This is a genomic window from Acidovorax sp. GW821-FHT10E04, assembly GCF_059415185.1.
The window spans coordinates 535,318-561,647 of sequence record NZ_JBWKMT010000004.1; the positions used below are offsets into that span (position 1 = coordinate 535,318).

Genomic DNA, 26,330 nt, shown 5'->3' on the forward strand with positions numbered 1-26,330 from the left:
CGTCGAAGGGGCGGTGGGTGCTGGCTGCAGCCGGCTGCGGGGCGCGGGCTGTGGCTTGCGGATACCTAATTTTACATTGCAAATGGGAATTATTCCTATTGTGGGGATGCGCGGGGCGCCGCGTTGTCTGGGATGAGCAACACCCGGTGGCGGGTGGGCGCGGGCAGGGGGCGCCCGCCCGTGGCATCGCGTGCAGTGCCCCGGCGCACTGGCGTTGGCCGAGCCACCAAAGTGCTTGCGTGGCTATAGTGCGCGGGCGTGCCCGAACGGGTGCGTGACCGTCGCCACTACAACACTTGGCCTTCCGGCCATCAAAAGACACTTTCATCCATGAAACATTGCCTTGCCCTTTGCGCCATCGCGCTGGCTGGCTGCGCTTCGCAGTACCACCCCCAACCCACCGCCGACAGCGCCACGCTGAAGATCGTCGGCAACAACGCCCACTTCTTCACCGAGGCGTACGAGAACGAAGACTGCGTGCCCCACAAGGACGGCATCCGTCTGGCGACCTTCACCGGGATGACGAAGGACGTGGAGAACCCTTCCGTGGGCAAGACGGTGCAGATTCCGGCCGGCAAGCCGTTCGTGCTCTCGCACTACTACATCGATGCGCGCGTGGCCCAGAACCGGATCTGCCGGGTGACCGTGGCCTTCGTACCCGAGCGTGGCCAGAGCTACCAGACATACTTCCATGTGGAGCCGGACGTGAGCAGCTGCGATACCGTGGTGTCCGCCAGTACCGGCAGCCCGTCCATGAACGTGCCATCGTTCAAGTACGGCCGCAACCTGTGCGTGAGCGGCGAGAACCACGGGCCCGTCGCGCGCAAGGCCACACGGCTCGACTGGAAGGTGAACCTGCAGCGCGCTCCCGCACGCTGAGGCGCGGCAGCCGGCGGGCCCGGGCAGGCCCGCTGGCGGTAGCCCGCTTCCCCGTCAGTACCGCGCCTTGAGCGCCACCGTCACGCGGCGTGGCTCGCCATAGAAGTTCTGGCGCGACACCCCGGATACCTTCTCGTAGTAGGTCTTGTCCAGCAGGTTGTCCACCGACAGGTTCAACGACAGGTGGTCGTTGATCTGGTAGCCCACCTGCGCGTTGAACACCGCGTAGCCGGGCGCGTTGATGCGCAGCGCGCCGCTTTGCGCGAAGAACGCGCTGCGGTAGGACATGCCTCCGCCCACGCTGAAGCCGCGCAGCGCCGGGCTGGTGAAGGCATAGCGGGTGAACAGGTTCACGCTGTGGCGCGGCGTGATGGGGCTGAACACCTGGCCCTGCTGGGCGACGGGCGCCTTCAGGTAGCGGGTGTCGTTGTAGGCGTAGCCCGCCACGATGTCCCAGCCGGGCTGTGGCTGGCCGCTGACCTCGGTCTCGAAGCCCTGCGCGCGCACCTTGCCGCCGGCGATCGATGCGTTGGTCACCACCGGGTCGGCGACAGCGCGGTTCTCGTCGATGATGCGGAACAGCGCTGCATGGGCCTGCAGGCGCTTTTGCAGGAACTCGCCCTTGACACCCAGCTCGACCTGCTTGCCCGTGCGCGGGTCGAGCAGTTGCTTGGCCGCGGTGAGCTGGGTTTGCACCACGAAGGTTTCGGCGTAGCTGGCGTAGCCGGTGTACTGCGGGTGGAAGTCCCACATCAGCGCGATGGAGGGCACGAACTGGCGGCCGGGATCGGCCGATGCCGTGACCGCGCCGGTACTGGTGCTGCGCGTCACCACCTCGGCCCACGACAGTCGCCCCCCCGCGAGCAGCTTGACGGTGTCGGCCAGGCTGACCTGGGCCTGCCCGTACAGCGCGTTCTCGCGGCGGGTGACGATGGAGGTGAAGCCCTTGAGCGTGATGTCGGGGTACGCCAGGTCGTAGTTGGGCCGCAGCAGGTTGAAGGGCAGGGTCGGCCCGTAGATGTAGTTGCCGTCCCAGGTCCTGCCTTCGTTGTGGCTGGCGCCCACCAGCAGCTTGTGGGTGCGGCCCGCCACCTGCACCGGCGTGGCCAGGAAGGCGTCGTAGTTGCGGGTGCGCACGTGGAAGTCTCCGTCCACGGTTTCCATGGTGAAGCTGCCGTCGGCGGCCAGGGCACTGTTGGCCCGGGCGGAGCGGTAGAAGGCCGTGCGGTCGATGTCCCGCGCGGACAGGCGCACCACGCCGCCGCCGGCCAGGCGGTGCTCCAGCTCGGCGAAAACGTCGGTGGTTTCCAGGTCCTGGCGGTTGGCGCGCAGGCCGGCAAAGGAACTGCGGGGCAGGTCGGCCAGGCGGCCGTCGGCATAGGTGGGCAGGCCCTGATCGATGGCGGCGCGCACGCGCTGCTGTGCTGCGCCCACCGACACGGTGGTGGACGGGGCGATGTCCCATTCCAGCGTGCCGTAGCCCAGGCGCTTGTTGTTGAACAGCGTGTCGATGTGGCTGTCGCGGTCTTCCACCACGGCCACGGCGCGCGCGCGGATCGTGCCTTCGGCGTTGAGGCCGCCGCCCACGTCCACCGTGCCGCGGCGCAGGCCGAACGAGCCCACCGCCGCATCGGCGCCGATGGCCAGTTTGGACGGGGCGCGCTTGCGCACCAGGTTGACGGTGCCGCCGGGTTCGCTCGCGCCCTGCAGCAGGCCGGCCGGGCCGCGCAGCACTTCGATGCGGTCGTACATGGCCGTATCGAGCGTGCTGTAGTTGCCTTGCGGAATGGGCACGCCGTCGAGCTGGATCGCACCCAGATCGAACCCCCGCGACTGGAACGAGTTGTAGTTGCCCGCGCCGTCCAGCCGCGTGATGGTCATGCCAGTGCTCAGCTTGATGGCGTCCTCGACCTTGGTCAGGTTGCGGTCGTCGAGCTGCTGGCGCGTGACCACGCTGATGGACTGGGGCGTCTCGCGCGGCGTCTGCTGCAGCTTGCCCACGCTGACTTCGCGGGCGGTGTACTGGCCGCTGCCCTCGGTGGTGGCGCCGTCCGCGCCATCGGTCACCTTGACCTCGGGCAGGGCGGCGGTGGCGGCAGGGGTGGGGGCTGTCTGTGCCTGGGCCTGGGCTGTGGCCAGCGTGGCCAGCAGCGAGGCCGCCAGGGCCAATGGGTGCATGCGCATGGTGCTTCTCCTCCTCGATGTTGCTATGAATTGAGTAGCTGCCAGCGCTTTTCCATCAAGCGCTGGTGGCGTAAAAGGCTTTGAATTTGCTGGCGGCGCCTGCATGTGCCGTGTCAGAACCGGGTGCGCAGCGTCACCTGCAGCGCGCGGGGCGAGCCGGGCAGGATCAGGTTGTCGTTGCTGCCGTGGGCCGACACGTAGTACTTGCGGTTGGCCAGGTTCTTCACGTTCACGTCCACATCCCACTGGCCCACCGTGTACTGCAGCGCGGCGTCGAGCGTGGTGTAGCCGGGCAGGGTGACCAGGTTGGTCAGCGAGGTGAAGCGTGCACCCACGTAGTTCACGCCGCCGCCCGCGCGCAGGCCGTGGCCCAGGTCCTTCATGGCCCATACGAACGCGGAGTTGCGCGGCGTGAGCGCGGCCACCTTGCCCTGCGCCGCGATGGCCGCCGTGGGCAACTGCAGCGAGCCCGTGGTGGCCAGCGACCTGGTCATGCGACCATCGAGCCACGCGTAGCCGGCGCTCACGTCCCAGCGGCCGGGCAGGCGGCCATTGGCGGTCAGCTCCAGGCCGTTGGTGCGCTGCGTGCCCACGTTGATCTGGCGCGACGGGTTGGTCGGGTCGGTGTTCTTGATGTTGGTGCGCTCGAGGTTGAACAGCGCGCCGGTGAAGTTCAGGCGGCCGTCCAGCACGTCGAGCTTCACGCCGATTTCCTTGTTCTCGGTGATCTCGGGCTCGGCGCCGGTGTTGTTGGCGGCCAGTGCGAAGGTCTCGGCCGAGGGCTGGAACGACTTGCTGTACGACACGTAGTACGAGAGCGCCTCGCTGGGCTGCCACACCAGGCCCGCGCGGGGGCTGAACTTCTTGTCGGTACGCGAGAGGCCCGCGAGCTTGCGGTCGAACGTGGTCTCCTGCCCGAACACGTCGTAGCGCGCGCCCACCAGTGCCTTCCATTGCGGCGCCAGCGTGATCTGGTTTTGCCAGTACAGCGCGGCCGTGTCCTGCGTGGTGTGGCTGGGGATGGCGCCGTCGGCCGCAAAGCTGGCGGCCGGGATGGCGGGGGCAGGGCGGTTGCCGGGGTTGAAGATCGGCACGCGGTCGGCGCCGCCCGAGACGGACTCGGCGCGCTTCTTCTGCTGGCCCAGCTCCACGCCCATCAGCCATTCCTGCTGGAAGCCGCCCAGCTGGTGGCGCCAGGTGACGTCGGTCTGGTTGAAGAAGCCTTTTTCGTCGCGCAGGACGAACGAGCGCGTGCGGCCCACGGTCAGGTTCACCGGGTCGGTGGTGCCGCCGGGCAGGGTGTTGTAGCGGTCCAGCGCGTAGTCGTACAGGCGCGTGACGTTGCGCACCGACCAGTCGTCGTTGAAGCGGTGGTTCAGCGTGGCCGCGAACGACTGCATGGTGCTGGTGGTGGTGTCGTCCTGCGCGGCGTTGCTGGAGCCGTAGTACGTGCGGGGCGACACGTTGACGGGGCGGCCGTTGAGCGCGGGAATGCCAAAGTCCGTCAGGCGCTGGTCGCGGGCGTGGGTGTACTGCAGCAGCAGGTCGGTCTGCGCCGCGAGCTTGAGCGCGAGCGACGGCGCGAAGTTGTGGCGCTTGACGAACTGCTGGTCGCGGTAGCTGCCCGAGTCTTCCACCGCGGCGTTGATGCGAAAGGCCGCGGTGTCGCTGATGCCCACATTCACATCGGCCGTGGCGCGGCGGTAATCGAAGCTGCCCAGGCCCAGCGATGCCTCGCCCGAGGTCTCGCCGAACCTGGGCTTCTTGGTCACGCGGTTGATCAGGCCGCCCGACGATCCGCGCCCGTACAGCACGGCGGCGGGGCCCTTGAGCACCTCCACGCGCTCGATGTCGGCCAGGTCGCGGAAGTACAGCGCATCGTCGCGCACGCCGTCGACAAACTGGTCGGCGATGGCCGTGAAGCCGCGGATCACCACCTGGTCGCGCTGCCCGTCGCCGTGGCTCATTGCCACGCCGGGCACGTTGCGCAGCACGTCTTCCATCGACCGCGTGCCCTGGTCGCGCATGAGCTGCTCGGGCACCACGTTCACGGCCTGGGGCACGTCGCGCAGCGGCGCGCTGCCCTTGGTGGCCGAGGTGCTGGCGGCGGGCGAGTAGCCGTCGTCCCCAGTGGTGGACTGCACCGTGACCTCGCCCAGCGTCTGCGGTGCGGTGGCCGGCGGCGGGCTCTGCGCCCACGCGGCGCTGCAAAGCGCGGCGAGCAGGGCAGCCGACAGGGGGCTGAGCGTGTGGGACTGGCGGATGGCGTGCATGGTTTTTCCTCGGGCGTGTGCGCAGCGCAGATGAAGACGGCAACCCCGCACCCCGTGCCTGGCGCGGGCCGGTGGTCGGCCCTTGGCTGGGAGGTGTGCGAAGCGTGAAAAGGGGTGCGGGTGGTGGCGGTAACGTTCAGGGGCGGAGGTCTGGCGGGCGGGCGGCGGTGTTCATCACCAGCCCCAGGCCCACGCGAGCAGGCCGCCCGCCAGGGCCGCGCCCGCAAAGGCCGGGGCGCGCCGGGGTTGCCAAGTCATGGTGGCCGTCACGGCCACCGCCGCCACGGAGAGCGCGACGGTCCAGGCGGTGACGCCCAGCGAGGCTGGGGTCTCGCCCGAGGGGCGGGCCGCCAGCCACAGCGACAGCAGCAGCACCAGCCACCCGGCGCGGCGCAGGTGCGGCAGGCGGCGCTCCGTGCCTTCCCGGCCCAGCGCGTCTTCATGGTGGCGGTCCATGCCCAGTGCGATGGCGGACCACGCCGCGAAACACAGCAGAAAGGCGGACATGGATCAGGCCCCCGAGGTCGAGACGTCGGGCGTTGCCGACAGCGCCGGTGCAGCGGGCCGTGGGGCGGATGCGCTGGCAGCGGCGGCGTGGCGCAATGCCTTGGACACAGCGGCCCGGCCCTTGCGCACGCGCCCCGGGCGCAGCCGCCAGGACAGCCAGCCCAGCAGCAGGCCCGTGGCCAGGAACGACAGGTCCATGCTCGCCCAGATCCATTCGCCCGCGGGCAGCGTGACGCCCAGGTGGGTGTGGGTGGTCAGTGCGTTGATCAGCGGCAATGCAGTCCACACCAGTCCTGCCGCGCCCAGGGGCACGGACCAGCCCATGCGGCTGGGCCGCGCCACGGCGCACGCCAGTGCCCACAGCAGCGCGATGCCCCAGGCGCTGAAGAACCAGCCCAGCTCGGTGTCCGCCCGGCCCTCGATGCCCACGGGGATCAGGCGGTTGGAGGCCACGTACACGCCGCAGGCCAGCGGCAGGCCTGCCAGTGTGGCGATATTGATGGCGGCCACCAGGCGCTCGCCGAAGGGTGCCTTGGTGCGCGCTGCAGGGGCGGCTGCGCCCTGGCGGCCGGCTTTCGTCTGCGACAGGGCGCTGCGCTTGACGGTCCACAGCACCATGCCCGTGGCGATCATCAGGCTGCCCAGCACGCCAAAGCCGAAGAGGGCCCAGCGCATGCCCACATCGGCAAAGCGCGCCAGGTGCAGCCCGTACAGCACGCCATACGTCTTGGCGGCAGGGCCCGTGGGGTCGGCCTGGTCCAGCCACTGGCCGGTGGTGGCGTCGAACAACAGGCGCGGCGGGCGGTACTGCAGGCGGTCGCCCTCGTGGCGCGTGACCTCGACCACGGCGCGGCCCTTGGCATCGCGGCGCGCCTGCAGGCTGCCGATGCGCCCGCCGTCCCAGCGGGTGCGTGCTTCGGTCAGGATGGGCTGCAGCGCGATGGCGGGCAGGGGTTCCACCTTGTCGTTTGCGCCGCGGCGGGGACGGCTCTCGGCCTTTTCGCCCTGCAGGTCGGCAAAGTACGCGTTGGAGTCCACGCCTTTTTCATTCTTGTACGTGGTGGCGATGCCGGCGGGCATGTACAGCGTGTGGAAGATCATCAGCCCGCTGAAGGTGATCATCAGGTAGAACGGCAGCACCAGCACGCCGGTGACATTGTGCGCATCCAGCCAGGCGCGCTGCCCGCCCTTGGTGGGACGGAAGGTGAAGAAGTCCTTGAAGATGCGCCGGTGCGTGATCACGCCCGTGATCAGCGCGACGAACATCAGCATCGTGGCCACGCCCACCACCCAGCGGCCTTCGAGGGTCCAGCGGCCCTTCTGGGCCGTGCGCAGCTCGAAGTGAAAGCGGTAGAAGAAGTCGCCGCCCATGGTCTGGCGCGCCTCGATGGCTTCGCCGGTCTGCGGGTTCATGCGCAGCGTCTCGAACCGGCCGTTGCCGGTGCCGCGCCACAGCAGGTTGACGGCCGGGTCGCGCTCGTCGGGCAGGTGCATGATCCACTGCGTGACCTCGGGCGACTTGCGCTGCAATGCGTCCAGCGACTTCTGGGCCACCTGCGCATCCGCCGCGGGCAGGCCGTGCATCTCGGGGCGCATCCACAGGTTGAACTCGTTCTTGAAGAACGACAGCGTGCCGGTGAGGAAGATCGCGAACAGCAGCCAGCCCAGGATCAGCCCGGCCCAGGTGTGCAGCCACGACATCGCCTGGCGAAAGCCTTCTCGGTCATTGGGTGTCCTGGCGGCTTTGGCCTTGGCGTTGACCGGGGCAGCCGTGGGCATGCCCGCTGCCATGTCTGCGGACGCGTCGGGTGTCAGTGTGGTGGCGTTCATGCGGCGGCCTTCATCCATTGCGGCGCCATGGCGCAGGCGCCCAGTACCAGCGCCGGCAGCAGCGTGCCGGCCCATGCACCCAGGGCGGTGCGGGCATAGAACGCCCAGCCCGCGGCCATGGCGTAGGCCAGCCAGGCCAGCATGGTGGCCGTCAGCACGGCTTCCACCCGCGGCATGAACTGCGCCAGCCCCAGCGACAACGCGGCCGCGAACCCCGCCGCCAGCGCATAGCCGCCTCCGATGGCCGCCACGGCGCGGGAGGTGATGGCCAGCCGGTAGCGCCAGTCGACATGCGCGGTCTTCATGGCGTGCCAGCCGGGGCGCGGCTGTCAGCAGGTGATCCGGGCGATCGGAAAGAAGCGGAGGCCCCGGGCAGGCAGGGGCTGGCGGTGCGGCGCAGCATCAGGAAGGCTCCAGGCAGGTTTGGACACAACAAACGTACAAACGCTGGCTGCAGCGGGGCAGGGCCCGGCTGACTGGCTGGCTAGGTATTCAGGGAATCAATCACGGCACCCCGGCGCAACGCGCACTCCATGCCATCAGGTCTGGGGAAGAGGTGGGCAGGGAAGGGCGGGCGCCGGTCGTAAGAACGCATTCTACTTTTGTTGAGAAGCATTCGCATTCATTGCGGCACAACTTTGGCGGCTTTGATGTGCAGTTGCAACATCCTGTGACTGCAGGGCGATGCGGCCCTGCCTTCGCGCGGACACAAAAAAACGGGCCAGGGCCCGTTTTTCTGATTTCTTCGTTGGTGGTTTTTTCGTGGAGCGCTCTGGTGAACTCTTGCTTCAGTCCGCGTCGCCCATCTGCGACTGCAGGTAGTTCTGCAGGCCGACCTTGTCAATCAGGTCGATCTGGGTTTCGATGAAGTCGATGTGCTCTTCCGTGTCATCCAGGATCTTTTGCAGGAGGTCGCGCGAGACGTAGTCACGCACGCTTTCGCAATGGGCCATGCCTTCCTTGATGGTGGCCTGGGCGCCTTGTTCGGAGCGCAGGTCGCAGGCCAGGATCTCTGGCACGTCTTCACCGACCTGGAGCTTGGCGAGGTCCTGCAGGTTGGGCAGGCCGTCGAGCATGAAGATGCGGTCCATCAGCCAGTCGGCATGCTTCATCTCGCCGATGGATTCGGAGTACTCCTTCTTGGCCAGCTTGTCGAAGCCCCAGTGCTTGAGCATGCGGTAGTGCAGGAAGTACTGGTTGATGGCCGTGAGCTCGTTCTTGAGCTGGGCCTGCAGATGGCCAATGACCTGTGCGTCACCTTTCATGGGGACTCCTTATTGTGTTGATTCCGCCCGATTGTCGTGACCTGCGTCAGCAGGCGCAAGGCAATCCCCTGCGGGGGCGCACGGGGTGCGTGTGATGCTGAGTTGTGTTCGCATTCCCGCGCGGGTGGGCCGTGAGCCGAGCGCGGCCGGGGCGGGCTTCGTGCGCGGCGCCATGCCGCTTCCCGCCAAGAAAAAGGCCCTGGGTGTGATGACCCAGGGCCCCGGCGCATCGCCGGGCCGCGCGTGGCGGCCTGGCCTGCCAGCGGGCTACAGCGCCTTGGCGGACGGGCCCGCTGGCGTGGCCGTGGGCTGCCCGGCGCGCTGCTGGTCGCGCCAGTGCGCAATGCCCAGCCACAGCGTGGGGACCAGCACCAGGGCCAGCGAGATCGCCTGGGCCATCGTGCCTTCGGCCAGATCCTCGGTGGCGGCGTGCCACCAGGCGTTGTCGATGCCCGGAATCAGCGCGCCTTCGGTGAATTCGTGGAAGGCATAGACCACGAGCTGGACCGCGAACACCGCCATGAACCACGAGGTCACGCGGAAGAAGCGGCCCAGGTTCACCGCACGGCCGTAGCGCGTCCAGGCCCATGCAATGGCGATGGCCAGGGCCAGGCCGGCGATGCCGCCCCAGGCCATGTAGCCCAGCTCGGCGCTGCGGGCCAGCGCGGCCAGCATCGTGGCGGTCTCCACGCCTTCGCGGCCCACCATGAACAGCGAGAACAGAAACACGGCCAGGGCGGCGCGCGGGCCCTCCAGCACGCTGGCGCGGTCGATGCGCTGGGCGATCTCCTGTCCCATGCCTTTGCCGGCGCTGCGCATGTGCACCACGCACCAGGCGACGGCGGCCGCGGCCACCAGGGCCATCACCCCCTCGGCCGCGGGTGACAGCGCGCCCACCTGCGACAGCACCCAGCCCAGCACCAGCGACAGCAGCACCGCCACCACGACACCGGCGCGCAGTGGCAGCAGCAGCGCCAGGCGCCCGGTCTTGCGCAGATACAAGGTGGCGATGGCCACGACAAGCAGGGCTTCAAGCCCCTCGCGGAAACAGATCAAGAGGGTCTGGAACATGGCGGATTCGGTTCTTTGCTATGAGTTTATGAGCTGCTTGCGCTTTTCCATCCAGCGCGCGGGGCCGGTGGGGTCACACCCGACGTGAGCCGTGCGGAGATGGATGTGCCTTGCGCCCCTGGAGCAGATCATAAATTCAACTGAGAATGAGTTGTATTTGAATATTTGACAAGGCGCAATGGTTGGGCATGTTCCCCTGTGGACCGGGGGCGGAGGATTTTCCGGTTTCAGTCTCGATGTATAGTTATTGGCAATTGATTTGATCTAATCAATTAATTGGATTGATGGCCCGGAAAGGCCTAGACTTCAGTCCTGTTCACTCAACCACCAACAAGGAAACAGCAATGTCCCTGATCAATACGCAAGTTCAGCCGTTCAAGACCACCGCTTTCGTCAACCGCAATGGCAAGGGTGAATTCATCGACCTGACCGAAGCCGACCTGAAGGGCAAGTGGTCCGTGCTGATCTTCATGCCCGCAGCCTTCACCTTCAACTGCCCTACCGAAATCGAAGACGCCGCCGAGCACTACGCAGAGTTCCAGAAGGCTGGCACCGAGGTCTACATCGTCACGACCGACACGCACTTCTCGCACAAGGTGTGGCACGAAACCTCGCCCGCCGTGGGCAAGGCCAAGTTCCCCCTGGTCGGCGACCCTACGCACCAGCTGACCAACGCGTTTGGCGTGCACATCCCTGAAGAAGGCCTGGCACTGCGCGGCACGTTCGTGGTCAACCCCGACGGCATCATCAAGACGTCCGAAATCCACTCCAACGAGATCGCCCGCGACGTGAAGGAAACCGTGCGCAAGCTCAAGGCTGCCCAGTACACCGCCGCCCACCCCGGTGAAGTCTGCCCCGCCAAGTGGAACGACGGCGCCAAGACCCTGGCTCCTTCGCTGGACCTGGTCGGCAAGATCTGAGCGGACACTGATTCGGCAGAGCGCTGCGGGCGCTCCCCAGCCGGACAGCGCCATGGCGCACGCGCGCCATGCCGTCCGGCTTTTTTACGCCTTTTTCACCTACCTTTGCGGTGCCGGGCTTGCCACAAGCAGCCCCAGCCCCCACCCTGCAAGTCACAACTCGAAAGGACACCACCATGCTCGACGAACAACTCAAGACCCAGCTTTCCGCCTACCTGGAGCGCGTGACGCAGCCGTTCGAACTGGTGGCTTCCCTGGACGACAGCGAAACCGCCCGCGAGATGCGCGAGCTGCTGACGACCATCCAATCCCTGCGCAGCGACAAGATCACGCTGCGCACCGACGGCAACGACGCGCGCAAGCCCTCGTTCAGCCTGCAGCGCGTGGGCAGCACGAATTCGCTGCGTTTTGCCGGCCTGCCCCTGGGCCACGAATTCACCTCGCTGGTGCTGGCCCTGCTGTGGACCGGCGGCCACCCGCCCAAGGTCGAGCCCGAGGTGATCGAGCAGATCGCCGCGCTCGACGGTGACTTCAACTTCGAGGTCTACATGAGCCTGACCTGCCACAACTGCCCGGACGTGGTGCAGGCGCTGTCGCTCATGGCCATCGTCAACCCCAAGATCAAGACCACCGTGATCGAAGGTGGCGCCTTCCAGCAGGAAGTGGCCGACCGCGAGATCATGGCCGTGCCCATGGTGTTCATGAACGGCCAGGTGTTCGCCTCGGGCCGCATGTCGGTCGAGGAGATCGTGGCCAAGCTCGACACCGGCGCCGCCGCCCGTGACGCGGCCAAGCTGTCGGCCAAGGCACCGTACGACGTGCTCATCGTCGGCGGCGGCCCCGCCGGCGCCGCGGCCGCCGTGTACGCGGCCCGCAAGGGCATCCGCACCGGCGTGGCGGCCGAGCGCTTCGGCGGCCAGGTCAACGACACGCTGGCCATCGAGAACTACATCTCCGTGCTGGAAACCGACGGACCCAAGTTCGCCGCTGCCCTGGAAGCCCACACCCGCGCCTACGACGTGGACATCATGAACCTGCAGCGCGCCGACCAGCTGATCCCCGCGGCCCAGCCCGGCGGCCTGATCGGTGTGAAGCTGGCCAACGGCGCCACCTTGCAATCGAAGACGGTGATCCTGTCCACCGGCGCGCGCTGGCGCAACGTCAACGTGCCCGGCGAAGCCGAGTACAAGAACAAGGGCGTGGCCTACTGCCCGCACTGCGACGGCCCGCTGTTCAAGGGCAAGCGCGTGTCGGTCATCGGCGGCGGCAACTCGGGAGTCGAGGCCGCCATCGACCTGGCCGGCATCGTGGCCCATGTCACGCTGGTGGAGTTCGCCGACCAGCTCAAGGCCGATGCCGTGCTGGTCAACAAGCTCAAGAGCCTGCACAACGTGACCATCCACACCAACGCGCAGACCACCGAGATCACCGGTGCCGACGGCAAGGTCAACGGCCTCAAGTACAAGGACCGCGCCACGGGCGTGGAGCACCTGGTGCAGCTCGAAGGCGTGTTCGTGCAGATCGGCCTGGTCCCCAACACCGAATGGCTCAAGGGCACGGTGGAGCTGTCCAGGTTCGGCGAGATCATCGTCGACTCGCACGGCCGTACCAACCTGCCCGGCGTGTTCGCGGCGGGGGACTGCACCACGGTGCCGTTCAAGCAGATCGTGATCGCTGCGGGCGATGGGTCGAAGGCCGCGCTGAGCGCATTCGACCACCTGATCCGCATGCCGGTGGTGGCGGCCGCGCCAGCGGGTGCCCCGGCTGCGGAAACGGTGGCGGAAACCGTTTGATGTTTGATTGAAAATGGCCTACAGCGCTTGATGGTAAAGCGCTGGAAGCTATCAATAGATGAGCGACCGGCTGTGTTGTGCGGCCGGTCGCTTTTTTTCGTGGGCCCGCCGTGTCTTGGGGAGCGGCTGGTGCCTTGTGGTTGTAAATCTGATTACGTATTGAGAATTATTCTCATATAATTCACCCCATCAGCCAGCCACAACGGCCCTTTCTGCTGCCCGCAGAAGCCAGGACCGTCTGCATGGAGCCAGCTCTGTATTCGTTGTCGTTTCAGAGAAGGACTCCCCTCCGTGGCGCAGGCATTCCGTACCCCTCCGTTTTCTTCCCGGCGCGCACAGGCGCACCCCTCCGATCAATGGCTGCAAGGCCGTCTGCGGCCGCTCACGTGGCTGGTGGCCTGTGCATGCGCCGCCATCGGCAGCGCGCATGCGCAGGATGTGGCGCAACTGATCGCTGCCGGCCCGGCGCTCAAGGAGGTGGTCATCAGCGGCTCGCGCAGCGAGCAGGACCGCGACGAGTTGCCCATGAGCATCGACGTGATCAACGCGCAGGCCATCGAAGAAGGCCAGGTGCGCGACATCCGTGATGTGGCGCGTGAACTGCCCAACGTGTCCGTCACCCGCTCGCCCGCGCGCTTCACGCTGGCCAGCGGCTCCACGGGGCGCGAGCAGAACGCGGGCTTCAACATCCGCGGCCTGGACGGCAACCGCGTGCTGATGATGGTGGACGGGATCCGCCTGCCGCGCAGCTACGTCTTCAGCGCCAACGCCTTCGGGCGCGACTACCTGGACATCGGCCTGCTGCAGCGCATCGAGGTCGTGCGCGGCGCCACGTCGGCGCTGTACGGGTCGGACGGCATGGCGGGCCTGGTCAACTTCATCACGGCCGAACCATCGGCCTTCCTCGATGGCGACAAGCGCATCGGCGGGCGTGTGAGCGTGGGCTACGACGGCGACGACCACGGCAAGCGCGTGGGCGCCACGGTGGCGGGCAAGGCGGGCGACACGGTGCAGTGGCTGCTGGGCGGTAACGTCACGCGCGCCAGCGAGCTCGACAACATGGGTACCAACAGTGCGGCCAATGCCGACCGCACCCGTCCCAACCCGCAAAAGGACCAGAGCGGCGCGCTGCTGGGCAAGGTCATCCTCACGCCCGGCGGCGGCCAGCGCCATGTGTTCACGCTGGAGCATGTGGACAAGAACTCCGACTACGAGCTGCTCACCGCGCGCTCCAAGCCGCCGCTGGCCGCCACGTCCGTGCTGGGCTCCACGTCGTTCACCGACATGCAGCGCAGCCGTGCGACGTGGGAGGGCTCGTGGCGCGTGAACTCCGCCTTTGCCGACGACCTGAAGGCGACGCTGAGTTTTCAGGACTCGCATTCGCGCGAATACGTCACCGAAGACCGCAACACCGCTGCGGACCGCGTGCGCGACGTGACCTACGACGAGCGCACCTGGCAGGCCAACCTGCAGGGCAGCAAGGTGCTGCGTTCGGGCGCTGGCGGCCTGGTGCAGAAGATCACCTATGGCTTCGACTACACGTCCGCCAGGGTCGAGAACCTGCAGACCGGCGTGACCGCGCCGGTGGGCGAGACCTTCCCGCTCAAGCGCTTTCCGGACACCACCGAGACCAGCGCGGCCCTGTATGTGCAGGACGAGTTCGTGACCGGCCCCTGGAGCATCACGCCGGGCGTGCGCTTCGACAGCTTCCGCATCAAGGCCGACCAGGCAGGCTTTGGCGCGCAGGCCGTGTCCCTGTCGGGCAATGCCACCTCGCCCAAGTTCGGCGTGCTGTACCGCGCCAGCGAGCAGTGGAGCGTGTTCGGCAACTACGCGGCGGGCTTTCGTGCGCCCAACGCGGGTCAGGTCAACGCCTTCTTCGAGAACCCGGTCAGCAATTACAAGACCGTGCCCAACGCCAACCTGCGCCCCGAAAAGAGCCAGAACTTCGAGCTGGGCGTGCGCGGCCGTTTGGAGAGCCTTTCCATCGAGGCCGCCGCCTTCACCGGCCGCTACAAGGACTTCATCGAGGACCTGCGCCAGGTCGGCGGCACCGGTGCGCCGGGCAACCCGCTGGTGTTCCAGTCGGTCAACATCGGCCGCGTCAAGCTCAACGGCTTCGAGGTCAAGGGCGACATGCGCTGGGGCCGGTGGGCCGGCGGGCAATGGACATCGCCGTTCAGCTACGGCCAGACGCGCGGGCGCGATACCGCCACCGGCAGGCCGGTGAACACGGTGGACCCATCGCGCCTGTCTGCCGGCCTGCGCTACGACACCGGCCACTGGATGGCGCGCCTGGATGCCACCCACAGCGCGGCCAAGAAGGCCAGCGACGTGACCGTGGCGACGGGCAGCACGCAGTACCTCACACCGTCGTACACGGTGCTCGACCTGTCGGGCCAATGGCGCATCCGCAAGGACCTGCGCCTGAACCTCGGCATCTACAACCTGACCGACAGGAAGCACTGGCGCTGGGCCGACGTGCGCGGCCTGGCAGCCAACGCCAACTTCATCGACGCCTACAGCCAGCCCGGCCGCTCCGTGCGGGTGTCGCTGGTGGCGGACTTCTGAGCACCCACGTGAACACGTTCCAAGGCCACCCATCAAGGAGAACACCCATGAGCCACGTTCCCGACCCTTCCAATGCCTCCGATGCCAGCGCCCACTGCGACGAGGAGTACAGCCTGCCGTGCGCCGAGGCGCTGCTGGCCGGCACGCTCGCCCTGATGACGGGCTACGTGCAGGCCTGCTGCGACACCCACCGCGACGCCATGGGCCGCAAGATATCGGCCAACCTGCAGATGCTGGCCGACGCCGACGGCTTCACCGCTCACTTCCGCACGGTGGTCTGGAGCCTGCAAGGCCGTTGGGAACAGCAGTGCAAGGCGCGCCAGGACACCGCCGCCAGCGCCGCACTGGTGGCCGCAGAGCAGCGCCGCGTGCTGTGGCACACCGCGCCGGAGGCCGTGCAATGAGCCGCGCGGTGACGAACACCCCGGGCACTCCAGCCTCCGCGCCCCTGGCCGCACCCGACATTCGCGCGCAGTTCGCCACCGCACGTGCTGCCGGCAAGCGCGCCAAGGAGGCGGCCGAGAGCCTGGGGCTCTCGGAAGGCGCTGCGGTGGCGGCCCACGCGGGCGAGCACGGCCACCCGCTCAAGGCCGTGCCGCTGCAGGGTTCGTGGCTGGAGATGCTGCAGGCGCTCGAGGCCTGCGGCCCCTTGATGGCCCTCACGCGCAATGAAGGCGTGGTGCATGAGAAGACCGGCATTTACACCAACGTGTCGGCCACAGGCCCGGTGGGCATCGCGCTGGGCGAAGACATCGATCTGCGCCTGTTCTTCGCGCAGTGGCATGCTGGCTTTGCCGTGACCGAGCTGGCCAACGACCCCGCCAGGCCGCCGTCGCGCAGCCTGCAGTTCTACAACGCCAGCGGCCGCGCCGTGCACAAGATCTTTACCCGCGAAGCGACCGACCTGGCGGCGTTCGATGCGGTGGTGAGCCGCTTCGCGCAGCCCAGCGCGGGCTATGTGTTCGGCAAGGCGTCCGCGCCGGAAGCGGTGCGGCCCGATGCCGACATCGACGCCGACGGCCTGCGCGAGGCCTGGGGTGCCATGCAGGACACACACGAGTTCTTCGGCCTGACCAGGAAATTCGGCGTGGAGCGTCAGCAGAGCTTTCGCCTGGTCGAAGGCCAGTTCGCGTGGCGCGCCGAACCGCAAGCGGTATCGCGCCTGCTGGACGAGGCCGCGGTGGACGGCCTGCCCATCATGGTGTTCGTGGGCAGCGGCGGCTGCATCCAGATCCACACCGGGCCGGTGCGCAACATAAAGCCGCTCGACACACCGCACGCCCAGTGGATCAACGTGCTGGACGCAGGCTTCAACCTGCACCTGCGCACCGACATGGTGGCCAGCGTGTGGGTGGTGGAAAAGCCGACGGCCGATGGCGTCGTCACCTCCGTCGAGGCGTTCGACCATGCGGGCGAGCTGATGGCCATGTTCTTCGGTGCGCGCAAGCCCGGCAAGCCCGAGCTGCAGGGCTGGCGCGATCTGGTGGCGCGGCTGCCGCAGGCGCAGCAAGATGAGGTGGTCCATGCTGCGTGATGGCCTGACCGACACGGCGCGCAGGCAGCTGCTGCGCGGCATGGCAGCGCTGCCGCTGCTGTCTGTGGTGGGCGCGGAGCGCGCAGTCGCGGCCAGCCCGGCGCGCATCGTCTCGCTGGGCGGTGCGTTGACCGAGGTGGTCTACCTGCTGGGCGCGCAAGGCCAGCTGGTGGGCACCGACACCACCAGCCTGTTCCCCGAGGCCGCGCTCAAGACCGCCAAGGTCGGCTACATGCGCCAGCTCTCGGCCGAGGGGCTGCTGTCCCTCAAGCCCGACGCCGTGGTGGGCACCACCGAGGCCGGCCCGCCCGTGGTGCTGGACCAGGTGCGCAGCGCCGGGGTGCGGGTGGAGCTGGTCAAGGCCGACCACACCTGGGACGAGGTGCAGCGCAAGGTGGCCACCGTGGGCCGCGTGGCCGGCCGCGAGCGCGAGGCCACGGCCCTGCAGGCGGACCTGGATGCGCAGTGGGCGGCGGTGCACAAGCTGGTGGCCGCGTCCGCGCGCCGCCCGCGCGCGATCTTCATCCTGTCGCACGGCGGCAGCCCCATGGTGGCGGGCACCGGCACGGCGGCCGATGCGCTGATCCGTTTTGCGGGCGGCACCAACGCCATCACGCAGTTCGCGGGCTACCGGCCGCTCACGGCCGAGGCCATGGCCAGCGCCGCGCCCGAGGTGCTGCTCAACAGCACGCAGGGCATCGAGGCGCTGGGCGGCGAGGCCGCGTTCTGGCAGCGGCCGGAACTGGCGCTCACGCCCGCTTTCCGCCACAAGGCCCTGGTGACGATGGAGGCCAGCCAGCTGCTGGGCTTTGGTCCGCGCCTGCCCGGGGCCGTGCGCGAGGTGCACACCCGCATGCAGGCGATCACGGCGTGAGCGGCCTGGCCGTGGCGCAGCCGGGTGCGCGCTGGACCGCGGGGCGCCTGTCGCCCCGCACCGCGCTGACCGTGGGCTCGGCACTGGTGGTGCTGGCCTTGGCCTGGGCCAGCACCCAGGGCGCGTACGCCATCGCGCCCGCCCAGCTGTGGCAGGTGCTGCTGCAGGCCGTGGGGCTGGCGCCTTCTGCCGAACAGGCACCGGAATACCTGGTGTTCATCAACATCCGGCTGCCACGCCTGTTGATGGGCGTGGCGGCCGGGGCGGGCCTGGGGCTGGCGGGTGCGCTGATGCAGGGGCTGTTTCGCAACCCGCTGGCCGACCCCGGCCTGATCGGCGTGAGCAGCGGCGCCGCGCTGGCTGCTGCGCTCACCATCGTGCTCGGCATGCACTGGCTGCCCGACATGCCGCGCACGCTGGGCAGTTGGTCGCTGGTGACCATGGCCTTTGGCGGTGGCCTGGTGGTCACGGCGCTGATCTATGGGCTGGCGCAAGCCGATGGCGCCACGCGCATGGGGCTGATGCTGCTGGCGGGCGTGGCGGTCAATGCGCTGGCGCTGGCGGGGCTGGGCTACCTCAACTTCATCTCCACCGACGAGCAACTGCGCAACATCCAGATGTGGCTGCTGGGCAGCCTGGGCGGCGCGCGCTGGAGCGCCGTGGCGCTCGTGGGCACCGTCGTGGCGGTGGCCTGCGGCCTGGGCCTGGCGCTGGCGCGCCCGCTCAATGCGATTGCCCTGGGAGAGGCGCAGGCCGCGCTGCTGGGCGTGCCGGTGGAGCGCACCAAGCGCCTGGCGGTGCTGGTGACGGCGCTCGCCGTGGGGGCCGTCACGGCGGCCACCGGCATCATCGGCTTCATCGGCCTGGTGGCGCCGCACTGGGTGCGCCTGGTGGCCGGGCCGGATCACCGCGTGGTGCTGCCGGGATCGGCCCTGCTGGGCGCCGCGCTGGTGCTGGCGGCCGACGTGGTGGCGCGAACCATCGTCAAGCCGGCCGAGTTGCCGCTGGGCGTGCTCACCGCCTTCATCGGTGTGCCCTTGTTCCTGGCCATGCTGCGCCAATTCAGGAGCAAGGTATGAGAGCAGGCCCGCTCCATCCCGGCGATCCGCTGGTGTGCGATCGATTGGCGGTGGGCCTGCCCGGCCTGCCGCTGCTGGCGACCGTGCATGCGCGCCTGGCGCCTGGCCGCTTCACCGCCATCCTGGGGCCGAATGGCGCGGGCAAATCCACGCTGCTGTCCATGCTGTCGGGCCAGCGCGCGCCGCGCTCGGGCTCGGTCAGCCTGAGGGGCCGGGCGCTCACTGCGGTTGGTGCCTTGGAGCTGGCGCGCCTGCGCGCCGTGCTGCCGCAAGAGACGGCGGTGGCCTTCGACTTCACGGTGCAGGAGGTGGTGGAGATGGGCCGCTTTCCGCACCGCCAGTCGCCCAGCCGGAACGAGGCGTGCATCGCCCGCGATGCCATGGAGGCCACCGGCGTGGTCCACCTGGCGGCGCGCGGCGTGAACACCTTGTCGGGCGGCGAGCGGGCCCGCGCCCACCTGGCCCGGGCGCTGGCGCAGATCTGGGAGCCCCGGCCCGATGGCGCCACGCGCTGGCTGCTGCTCGACGAGCCCACCGCCGCGCTCGACCTGGCGCACCAGCACCAGGCCATGGCCCTGGTGCGCCGCTGGGCGGTGGAGCAGGGCATCGGCGTGGTGGCGGTGCTGCACGACCTGAACCTGGCGCTGCGCTATGCGCACGACGTGGTGCTGATGGGGGCCGGGCGCTGCGACGTGGGGTCCGTGGGGCAAACGCTGGACGCGGCGGCGATCGCGCGCGTGTGGGGTGTGGAGTGTTCCGAAGTGCGCGCCAGCGACGGCACGCCGCAGTTTCTCGTGGCGGCCGGATGAAGCCGACATGACGATTTGGTCATCTGCTCCCGTCTTGCCCTTGGTCGCATGGGGATATGCACGGTTGCGCATGCTGCACCGCGCCATCTTGTCACTAGAATGCGCGCACACCATGCGCCGCCTGCTCCTCGTCTTTTTGCTGCTGTTCATGCCGCTTCAGTCCATCTGGGCGGCTGCATCGCCGTATTGCGGGCACGAGGCAGCGCCGCAGGCATCGCACTTTGGCCACCATGTGCACGAGCACCGGGCCGATGTGCCGGCCGAGCCATCCCATGCCAGCGAAACTCAGGACCACAAGGCCCTGGCCACCACCGGCACGGCCGACATGGACTGCCATGCCTGCCACGGCGTGGGCAGCGGCATGGCGCTGAGCGCGGGTGCCCAGGCCATCGTGGTCTCGGTCGCCCGCCCTGTTTCCCAGGTGGCACCTGCCTGGGTGCATCCACCCCTCTCGCGCCCCGAACGTCCCAACTGGTCCGTCCTCGCCTGAGCGGCGAGGCGGGGCACCGGGTAGCCCCTTCCTGACGATTCCACGCAGCTCTCGCGGGCGGCGGCGGCGCGTGCTTGTGCGCCGGACATCGTCGTGCCTTGCCGATTTCAACCCCGTGGCCCCCGGCCATTGCAGAGGAATCGGATGCAACGAACGAGAAGAACGAACCACACACCACGGCTGTGCATGGCGGCCGTGGCCCTGGGGTGGGCGCTGGCCGGCAGTGCTGCGCTGGCCCAGCCGCCGGCGCCACCGCTCACGCTCAAGGCCTTGTTCGACAGGGCCTGGGAGCGCCAGCCCGAGGCGCAGTCGGCCGCGCTGCGGCGCGAATCGGCACAGGCCGCGCGCAGCGGTGCATCGTCCTGGACGGCCGAGCCCGCCGCGCTGGAGCTGCAGGCCAAGACCGACCGCCCCGGCAGCAACCAGGGCAACCGCGAAGTGGAGATGGGGGTGGCCCTGCCGCTGTGGCTGCCCGGCGAGCGCGCCCGCAAGGCCGCGCTGGGCGATGCCGAGATCAAGGCCGTGGAAAGCCGCCGCCTGGCCGCGCAGCTGCAATTGGCCGCCACCGTGCGCGAGGCCTGGTGGACCCTGCAGCGCGCGCAGGCAGAACTGGGCCTGGCGCAGGACCGGCTGCACAACGCGCAGCGCCTGGCGGCCGACGTGGCGCGGCGCTTCCAGGCCGGAGACATGTCGCGTGCCGACCAGGCCCAGGCCGATGGTGCCGTGGCCCAGGCCGAAGCCGCGGTGGCCGAGGCCACGGGCGCACGCGATGTGGCCCAGGCAGCCCTGGCGGCATGGGGCGGCAACGGGGTGCTGGCCGACGGTGCCGAGCCCGAGGCCGAAGCGCTGCCAGCAGCCGGCCTGCCCACCGACCACCCGGCGGTGGCGGACTGGAACGACCAGGCCGCGGTGGCGCGCCGCGCCGCCGACCTGGCCGCCGTGCAGACCCGTGCCAACCCCGAGCTGACCGTGGCCGCCACGCGCGGGCGCGAGCAGGCCGGCGAGCGCTATCTGCAAAGCTTCACGGTCGGCGTGCGCGTGCCCCTGGGCGGTGGGGACCGGGCGCGCGCCAAGGAGACAGCGGCCCGTGCCGACGCGCTGGACGCCGAGGTGCGCGCCCGCGCCGAGCAGGACCGCCTGGCCGCCGACCTGGCCGCGGCCACGGCCCGCGTGAAAGCCACGCAAGCCCAGCGCGACGCCATGGCCCGCCATGCGGCACTGGCCCGCGACACGCGCGGTTTCGTCGACAAGGCCTTCCGCCTGGGCGAAGCCGACTGGCCCACGCGCCTGCGCGTGGAGCTGGAAGCCGTGCAGGCCGAGCGCCAGCTGGCGCGTGCCCGCATCGATGCGGCGGCCGCCGTTTCCACCTTGCGCCAGGCCCTGGGCCTGTTGCCGCAGTGAGCGCCCTATCCATCCCGACACCCTGTTTGTGATCACCATGCAACTCCTTTCTCTTCCTTCCGCGCTGGCCCTGGCCTTGGTGCTGGGCCTGGCGCCTTCGTGGGCACTGGCTGGCGATGGCCATGACCATGGCGAAGCCCCCGCCGCCGCAGCCGGCCCTGCGATACCGCGCTTTGCCGCCACCTCCGACCTGTTCGAGCTGGTGGGCGTGCTCGACGGGCAAAAACTGGCGCTCTACCTGGACCATGCGGGCGACAACAGCCCGGTCAGGGAGGCCCAGCTGGAGATCGACATCGCCGGCACGCGCGTGCCCGTGACCCGCGTGGCCGACGGCGAGTTCCAGGCCGCGCTGGCCGCGCCGCTGGCCGAGGGCGTGAGCCCCGTCACCGCCACCGTGGTGGCCGGCAACGACACCGACCTGCTGGCCGGCGAGATCGACGTGCACGCCGCGGCCCAGGCCCACGCCGAGCCCACGGGCCGGCGCAACGCGCTGGTCGCCGGTGCCCTGGCCGCCGTGCTGGCAGCCCTGGCCCTGGCGTGGGGCCTGCGGCGTGGCCGCGCCGCGCGCGCCCAGCGCCTGGGAGGTGCAGCATGAAGCGCCTGACCTCTCTCCATTCCGTCGTGGCCCTGGCGATGGCCGCTGCGCTGTGCGCCCCGCTGGTGGCGCGTGCCGGTGAAGGCCATGACCATGGCGACGCGCCCGCAGCGGCCGACGGCAACGGCCCCAAGCGCCAGCCCGATGGCAGCGTCTTCCTGCCCAAGCCTGCGCAGCGCCAACTCGGCGTGCGCACCCTGGTGGCCGCCGAGGGCCAGCACCCCAAGGCCTTCGAGCTGGCCGGCACGGTGGTCATGGACCCCAACGCTGGCGGCAAGGTGCAGGCCGCGCTGGCCGGCCGGCTGGAGGCAGGCCCCAAGGGCCTGCCCGGTGTGGGCCAGGCGGTGCGCAAGGGCGAGGTGCTGGCCTATGTGGTGCCCACGGCGGGCGCCATCGAGCGATCCAACCAACTGGCCCAGCAGGCCGAGCTGCGTGCTGCACGCGACCTGGCGGCACGCCGCGTGGCGCGTTTGAAGGACCTGTCGGACACCGTGCCCCGCAAGGACATCGAGGCGGCCGAGAGCGAGCTGCAAAGCGTCACCCAGCGCCTGGGCGCGGTGGGGGCGGGCCTTTCGACCCGCGATGCGCTGGTGGCGCCCGTCTCGGGTGTCATCGCCTCGGCCAATGCCGTGGCAGGGCAGGTGGTGGATGCGCGCGAGCTGGTGTTCGAGGTGGTGGACCCCACGCGCCTGCGCGTCGAAGCCCTGGCTTACGACACGGCGCAGGCCCACAGCGTGGCCGGCGCCGCGCTGGCCGTGGGCGGGCAGCGCGTGCCGCTGCGTTTTCTGGGCGCGGCGCGCAGCCTGCGCGACCAGGCGCTGCCGCTGCAGTTTGCCGGCGACTCGGCCGTGCTCGGTACCTTGGCCCTGGGCCAGCCCGTGCGCGTATTCGTGCAATCCACCCAGCAGGCCGTTGGCGTGCAGGTGCCCGTGGCTTCGCTGCTGCGCAATCCCGCGAACCAGACCATCGTCTGGGTCAAGGAGTCGCCCGAGCGTTTCGTGCCGCGCGTCGTCACCTACGTGCCCCTCGACGGCACCTCGGTGGCCGTGACCTCGGGCCTCAAGGCCGGTGACCGCGTGGCCACGCAGGGCGCCACGCTGATCAACCAGGTCCGTTGAAGGAAACCACGCAATGTTCAAGTGGCTACTCGAAAGCAGCCTGGCCAACCGGCTGCTGGTGCTCATCGCGGCGGGCGTGCTGATGGCCTATGGCGCCTTCACGCTGTCGCGCACGCCGGTGGACGTGTTCCCCGATCTCAACAAGCCCACCGTCACGCTGATGACCGAGGCCGGCGGCATGGCCGCCGAGGAGGTGGAGCAGCTCATCACCTTCCCGCTGGAGACGACCATGAACGGCCTGCCCGGCGTGGAGAGCGTGCGCTCCACCTCCAGCGCGGGCCTGTCCTTCATCTACGTCACCTTCGACTGGAGCACGGACATCTTCCGCGCGCGGCAGATGGTGTCCGAGCGCCTGTCGTCCATGGAGGAGGGGTTGCCCGCGGGCGTGACGCCGCGCATGGGGCCCATCAGCTCCATCATGGGCGAGATCATGCAGGTGGCGATCCCCATCGACGTGCAGCGCACCACGCCCATGGCCGTGCGCGAGTACGCCGACTGGGTGCTGCGTCCGCGCCTGCTGGCGATTGCCGGCGTGGCGCAGGTGATCCCCATCGGCGGCGAGGTGCGCCAGTTCCAGGTGCAGCCCAACACGGCGCGCATGGCCGAGCTGGGCATCACGCACGATCAGCTCACGGGGGCGCTCAAGGGCTTCTCGGCCAACACCTCGGGGGGCTTCCTGGAGCTCAACGGGCGCGAGTACTTGATCCGCCACCTGGGCCGCACCTCGCGCCTGGAGGATCTGCAGAACCTAGCGCTCACCGCAAAGAACGGCCAGCCCGTGCTGCTGCGCCAGGTGGCCGAGGTCACGTTTGCTGCGGCCCTCAAGCGCGGCGATGCGGGCTTCGAGGGCAAGCCGGCCGTGATCCTCGGCATCCAGAAGCAGCCCACGGCCGACACCATCGCGCTCACGCGCAGCATCGAGTCGGCGCTGGGTGATTTGAAGAAGTCGTTGCCCGCAGGCATGGAGGCGCCGCGCGTCACCTTCCGCCAGGCGAGCTTCATCGAGGCCTCGGTCACCACCCTGCAGGGCAAGCTCATGGGCGCCTCGGTGTTCGTGGCGGTGATCCTCTTCGTGTTCCTCGGCACGCTGCGGCCCACGGTGATCGCGCTCACGGCCATCCCGGTGTCGATCTTCATCACGGCCCTGGTCTTCAAGTACTTCGGCCTGTCCATCAATACCATGACGCTGGGCGGCCTGGCCATTGCCATCGGTGGCCTGGTGGACGATGCGGTGGTGGACGTGGAGAACGTGCTGAGACGCCTGAAGATGGACCGCAGCAAACACCCCCACCACCGGCTGCACCCGCTGGAGGTGGTCAAGCTCGCATCGATGGAGGTGCGCTCGGGCATCCTCTACGCCACGGCCATCATCGTGCTGGTGTTCCTGCCGCTGTTCGCGCTGCCGGGCATCGAGGGGCGGTTGTTCGTGCCGCTGGGCATCGCCTTCATCGTCTCCACCGTGGCTTCGCTGCTGGTGTCGGTCACCGTCACGCCGGTGCTGGCCTTCTACCTGCTGCCGCGCATGAAGAACCTCGACCATGGCGATACCCGCGTGGTGGCCTGGCTCAAGGCGCGCTACCGCGGCGGGCTCACCCGGGTGCTGGCGCACCCGCGCGTCGCCATGGCCGTGAGCGCCGTGGCGGTGGTGCTCTCGGTGGCGGCGGTGCCGTTCTTCCCCACCACCTTTTTGCCGCCCTTCAACGAGGGCACGCTGCTCATCGGCATGCGCCTGAACCCGGGCGTGACGCTGGCCGAGTCCACCGCCCTGGCCAGCCAGGCCGAGGTGCTGGTGCGCCAGGTGCCCGAGGTCACGCACGTGGGTCGGCGCAGTGGCCGGGCCGAGCTGGACGAGCATGCCGAGGGCGTGCACGTGAGCGAGCTCGATGTGGGTCTGCTGCCAGCGTCCGAGCTCACACGCAGCATGGCCGAGGTGCAGGCCGACATCCGCAGCCGGCTGGCGCAGATGCCGGCGGCGATCGCCATCGGCCAGCCGATCTCGCACCGCATCGACCACATGCTCTCGGGCGTGCGCTCGCAGATCGCGATCAAGCTCTTCGGCGAGGACCTGGATACCCTGCGCGGCCAGGCCGATGCGCTGCGCGGGCGCCTGGCCAGCATCGACGGCCTGGCCGACCTGGAGGTGGAAAAGCAGGTGCTGGCGCCGCAGATCACCGTGCGCGTGGACCACGCCGCCGCCGCGCAGTACGGCGTGCCGGCCGCGCAGGTGCTGGCCACGCTGCAGGGCCTGGTGGAAGGCGAAAAGGTCACGCAGATCGTGGAAGGCAGCCGGCGCTTTGCCCTGGTGGTGCGCCTGCCCGAGAGCGCGCGCTCGCTCGATGGCCTGGCGCAGATCATGATCGAGACACCGCGCGGGCGCGTGCCGCTGTCGCGCCTGGCCAGCATCGAGGACGGCGACGGCCCCAACCAGATCAGCCGCGACGATGGCAAGCGGCGCATCGTGCTCTCGGCCAATGCGCAGGGCAGGGCACTGTCCGATGTGGTGGCCGACATCCGCAAGGTGGTGGGCGAAACGCGCCTGCCGGATGGCTACTTCATCACCCTGGGCGGCCAGTTCCAGGCGCAGGAAGAGGCCAGCCGCCTGGTGGGCATGCTCGCCATCGTCTCGCTGGTGCTGATGTTCGTGGTGCTGTACACACGCTACCGCTCGGCCACGCTGTCGGCGCTGATCATGGCCAACATCCCGCTGGCGCTGGTGGGGGCCGTGCTGGGGCTGTGGATCTCGGGCCAGCCGCTGTCAGTGGCGGCACTGATCGGCTTCATCACGCTGGCGGGTATCTCGGTGCGCAACGGCATCCTGAAGGTGAGCCACTACCTGAACCTGATGCGCGTGGAAGGCGAGAACTTCGACACCGCGATGATCGTGCGCGGCTCGCTGGAGCGCCTGTCCCCTGTGCTCATGACGGCCCTGGTCACGGCCTTTGCGCTGGCGCCGCTGCTGCTGGAGGCCGAGCGCCCCGGCACCGAGATCCTGCACCCGGTGGCGGTGGTGATCTTCTCGGGCCTGATCAGCTCGACCCTGCTCGACACCTTCCTCACCCCGGCCCTGTTCTGGCTGTTCGGCCGCCGCGATGCCGAGCGTCTGCTGGACGACAAGAACGCCGAGGCGTTCTGACCCT

At 69.1% G+C, this 26,330-nt stretch carries 21 protein-coding genes; 14 read left to right on the top strand and 7 right to left on the bottom strand.

Going from position 1 to position 26,330, the window contains the following annotated elements:
- Window positions 1-330: 330 nt before the first annotated feature.
- The gene (locus AC07OC_RS15860) at window positions 331-879 is read left to right on the top strand and encodes a hypothetical protein (protein WP_218340223.1); all 549 of its coding nucleotides are present in this window, start codon (window positions 331-333) and stop codon (window positions 877-879) included.
- 54 nt (window positions 880-933) lie between these two features.
- On the opposite strand, the gene AC07OC_RS15865 is transcribed toward AC07OC_RS15860, so the two are convergent.
- The 7 genes from AC07OC_RS15865 to AC07OC_RS15895 all read right to left on the bottom strand — a co-directional run bounded on the left by AC07OC_RS15865 (window position 934) and on the right by AC07OC_RS15895 (window position 10,009).
- The gene (locus AC07OC_RS15865; RefSeq protein ID WP_218340224.1) at window positions 934-3,063 is read right to left on the bottom strand and encodes a TonB-dependent siderophore receptor; all 2,130 of its coding nucleotides are present in this window, start codon (window positions 3,061-3,063) and stop codon (window positions 934-936) included.
- A 113-nt stretch (window positions 3,064-3,176) separates the two neighbouring features.
- Window positions 3,177-5,336 carry a TonB-dependent receptor gene (locus AC07OC_RS15870; protein ID WP_218340225.1) on the bottom strand — a complete coding sequence of 720 codons (2,160 nt, stop codon included), beginning with the start codon at window positions 5,334-5,336 and terminating at the stop codon, window positions 3,177-3,179.
- A gap of 174 nt (window positions 5,337-5,510) precedes the next feature.
- A complete protein-coding gene (locus AC07OC_RS15875; RefSeq protein ID WP_218340226.1) occupies window positions 5,511-5,843 on the bottom strand; it encodes a DUF3325 domain-containing protein in 333 nt (110 codons plus the stop codon).
- Between the two features lie 3 nt (window positions 5,844-5,846).
- Window positions 5,847-7,622, bottom strand: a complete 1,776-nt coding sequence (locus tag AC07OC_RS15880) for a PepSY-associated TM helix domain-containing protein (protein WP_218340296.1) — start codon at window positions 7,620-7,622, stop codon at window positions 5,847-5,849.
- Between the two features lie 47 nt (window positions 7,623-7,669).
- Window positions 7,670-7,978: a DUF3649 domain-containing protein gene (locus AC07OC_RS15885; protein ID WP_218340227.1), complete on the bottom strand. Its 309-nt coding sequence runs from the start codon at window positions 7,976-7,978 to the stop codon at window positions 7,670-7,672.
- A 483-nt stretch (window positions 7,979-8,461) separates the two neighbouring features.
- A complete protein-coding gene (bfr, locus tag AC07OC_RS15890; protein WP_218295408.1) occupies window positions 8,462-8,938 on the bottom strand; it encodes a bacterioferritin in 477 nt (158 codons plus the stop codon).
- A 267-nt stretch (window positions 8,939-9,205) separates the two neighbouring features.
- Window positions 9,206-10,009: an FTR1 family protein gene (locus AC07OC_RS15895; RefSeq protein ID WP_218340228.1), complete on the bottom strand. Its 804-nt coding sequence runs from the start codon at window positions 10,007-10,009 to the stop codon at window positions 9,206-9,208.
- 344 nt (window positions 10,010-10,353) lie between these two features.
- Between AC07OC_RS15895 and ahpC the strand changes: the two genes are divergently transcribed.
- The 13 genes from ahpC to AC07OC_RS15960 all read left to right on the top strand — a co-directional run bounded on the left by ahpC (window position 10,354) and on the right by AC07OC_RS15960 (window position 26,326).
- Entirely contained in the window at window positions 10,354-10,929 is a 576-nt protein-coding gene (gene ahpC / locus AC07OC_RS15900) for an alkyl hydroperoxide reductase subunit C (RefSeq protein ID WP_218340229.1), read from the top strand.
- A gap of 176 nt (window positions 10,930-11,105) precedes the next feature.
- Window positions 11,106-12,722: an alkyl hydroperoxide reductase subunit F gene (gene ahpF, locus AC07OC_RS15905; RefSeq protein WP_218295405.1), complete on the top strand. Its 1,617-nt coding sequence runs from the start codon at window positions 11,106-11,108 to the stop codon at window positions 12,720-12,722.
- A gap of 360 nt (window positions 12,723-13,082) precedes the next feature.
- Entirely contained in the window at window positions 13,083-15,293 is a 2,211-nt protein-coding gene (locus tag AC07OC_RS15910; RefSeq protein WP_218340297.1) for a TonB-dependent hemoglobin/transferrin/lactoferrin family receptor, read from the top strand.
- Window positions 15,294-15,340: 47 nt separating this feature from the next.
- Entirely contained in the window at window positions 15,341-15,697 is a 357-nt protein-coding gene (locus tag AC07OC_RS15915) for a hypothetical protein (protein WP_218295404.1), read from the top strand.
- The gene (locus AC07OC_RS15920) at window positions 15,694-16,827 is read left to right on the top strand and encodes a hemin-degrading factor (protein ID WP_218340230.1); all 1,134 of its coding nucleotides are present in this window, start codon (window positions 15,694-15,696) and stop codon (window positions 16,825-16,827) included. The genes AC07OC_RS15915 and AC07OC_RS15920 overlap by 4 nt, the downstream gene beginning before the upstream one ends.
- Window positions 16,817-17,701 carry a heme/hemin ABC transporter substrate-binding protein gene (locus tag AC07OC_RS15925; RefSeq protein WP_218340231.1) on the top strand — a complete coding sequence of 295 codons (885 nt, stop codon included), beginning with the start codon at window positions 16,817-16,819 and terminating at the stop codon, window positions 17,699-17,701. The genes AC07OC_RS15920 and AC07OC_RS15925 overlap by 11 nt, the downstream gene beginning before the upstream one ends.
- Window positions 17,698-18,780, top strand: coding sequence for a FecCD family ABC transporter permease (locus AC07OC_RS15930; protein ID WP_218340232.1), 1,083 nt, complete (start codon window positions 17,698-17,700; stop codon window positions 18,778-18,780). Before AC07OC_RS15925 ends, AC07OC_RS15930 begins: the two co-directional genes overlap by 4 nt.
- Window positions 18,777-19,589 (top strand): heme ABC transporter ATP-binding protein, encoded by an 813-nt coding sequence (locus AC07OC_RS15935; RefSeq protein ID WP_218340233.1) that lies wholly within the window; start codon window positions 18,777-18,779, stop codon window positions 19,587-19,589. Before AC07OC_RS15930 ends, AC07OC_RS15935 begins: the two co-directional genes overlap by 4 nt.
- Window positions 19,590-19,701: 112 nt before the next feature.
- Window positions 19,702-20,079, top strand: coding sequence for a hypothetical protein (locus tag AC07OC_RS15940; RefSeq protein WP_255594722.1), 378 nt, complete (start codon window positions 19,702-19,704; stop codon window positions 20,077-20,079).
- A 144-nt stretch (window positions 20,080-20,223) separates the two neighbouring features.
- A complete protein-coding gene (locus tag AC07OC_RS15945) occupies window positions 20,224-21,480 on the top strand; it encodes a TolC family protein (RefSeq protein ID WP_255591118.1) in 1,257 nt (418 codons plus the stop codon).
- A 37-nt stretch (window positions 21,481-21,517) separates the two neighbouring features.
- On the top strand, window positions 21,518-22,075 hold the full coding sequence (locus tag AC07OC_RS15950; RefSeq protein WP_494601710.1) for a hypothetical protein: 558 nt from the start codon (window positions 21,518-21,520) through the stop codon (window positions 22,073-22,075).
- Window positions 22,072-23,193 (top strand): efflux RND transporter periplasmic adaptor subunit, encoded by a 1,122-nt coding sequence (locus tag AC07OC_RS15955; protein ID WP_494601712.1) that lies wholly within the window; start codon window positions 22,072-22,074, stop codon window positions 23,191-23,193. Before AC07OC_RS15950 ends, AC07OC_RS15955 begins: the two co-directional genes overlap by 4 nt.
- A 13-nt stretch (window positions 23,194-23,206) precedes the next feature.
- A complete protein-coding gene (locus tag AC07OC_RS15960; protein WP_494601714.1) occupies window positions 23,207-26,326 on the top strand; it encodes an efflux RND transporter permease subunit in 3,120 nt (1,039 codons plus the stop codon).
- Window positions 26,327-26,330: the final 4 nt, after the last annotated feature.

What these genes read in the sequence shown, in the direction of transcription:
- AC07OC_RS15885 (WP_218340227.1), bottom strand. Translation starts at nt 7,978, where the DNA reads ATGAAGACCGCGCATGTCGACTGGCGCTACCGGCTGGCCATCACCTCC.
- AC07OC_RS15870 (WP_218340225.1), bottom strand. Translation starts at nt 5,336, where the DNA reads ATGCACGCCATCCGCCAGTCCCACACGCTCAGCCCCCTGTCGGCTGCC.
- AC07OC_RS15935 (WP_218340233.1), top strand. Translation starts at nt 18,777, where the DNA reads ATGAGAGCAGGCCCGCTCCATCCCGGCGATCCGCTGGTGTGCGATCGA.
- AC07OC_RS15925 (WP_218340231.1), top strand. Translation starts at nt 16,817, where the DNA reads ATGCTGCGTGATGGCCTGACCGACACGGCGCGCAGGCAGCTGCTGCGC.
- AC07OC_RS15915 (WP_218295404.1), top strand. Translation starts at nt 15,341, where the DNA reads ATGAGCCACGTTCCCGACCCTTCCAATGCCTCCGATGCCAGCGCCCAC.
- AC07OC_RS15960 (WP_494601714.1), top strand. Translation starts at nt 23,207, where the DNA reads ATGTTCAAGTGGCTACTCGAAAGCAGCCTGGCCAACCGGCTGCTGGTG.
- AC07OC_RS15945 (WP_255591118.1), top strand. Translation starts at nt 20,224, where the DNA reads ATGCAACGAACGAGAAGAACGAACCACACACCACGGCTGTGCATGGCG.
- AC07OC_RS15860 (WP_218340223.1), top strand. Translation starts at nt 331, where the DNA reads ATGAAACATTGCCTTGCCCTTTGCGCCATCGCGCTGGCTGGCTGCGCT.
- AC07OC_RS15955 (WP_494601712.1), top strand. Translation starts at nt 22,072, where the DNA reads ATGAAGCGCCTGACCTCTCTCCATTCCGTCGTGGCCCTGGCGATGGCC.
- AC07OC_RS15920 (WP_218340230.1), top strand. Translation starts at nt 15,694, where the DNA reads ATGAGCCGCGCGGTGACGAACACCCCGGGCACTCCAGCCTCCGCGCCC.
- AC07OC_RS15940 (WP_255594722.1), top strand. Translation starts at nt 19,702, where the DNA reads ATGCGCCGCCTGCTCCTCGTCTTTTTGCTGCTGTTCATGCCGCTTCAG.
- AC07OC_RS15895 (WP_218340228.1), bottom strand. Translation starts at nt 10,009, where the DNA reads ATGTTCCAGACCCTCTTGATCTGTTTCCGCGAGGGGCTTGAAGCCCTG.
- AC07OC_RS15880 (WP_218340296.1), bottom strand. Translation starts at nt 7,622, where the DNA reads ATGCCCACGGCTGCCCCGGTCAACGCCAAGGCCAAAGCCGCCAGGACA.
- AC07OC_RS15875 (WP_218340226.1), bottom strand. Translation starts at nt 5,843, where the DNA reads ATGTCCGCCTTTCTGCTGTGTTTCGCGGCGTGGTCCGCCATCGCACTG.
- AC07OC_RS15950 (WP_494601710.1), top strand. Translation starts at nt 21,518, where the DNA reads ATGCAACTCCTTTCTCTTCCTTCCGCGCTGGCCCTGGCCTTGGTGCTG.
- bfr (WP_218295408.1), bottom strand. Translation starts at nt 8,938, where the DNA reads ATGAAAGGTGACGCACAGGTCATTGGCCATCTGCAGGCCCAGCTCAAG.
- ahpC (WP_218340229.1), top strand. Translation starts at nt 10,354, where the DNA reads ATGTCCCTGATCAATACGCAAGTTCAGCCGTTCAAGACCACCGCTTTC.
- ahpF (WP_218295405.1), top strand. Translation starts at nt 11,106, where the DNA reads ATGCTCGACGAACAACTCAAGACCCAGCTTTCCGCCTACCTGGAGCGC.
- AC07OC_RS15865 (WP_218340224.1), bottom strand. Translation starts at nt 3,063, where the DNA reads ATGCGCATGCACCCATTGGCCCTGGCGGCCTCGCTGCTGGCCACGCTG.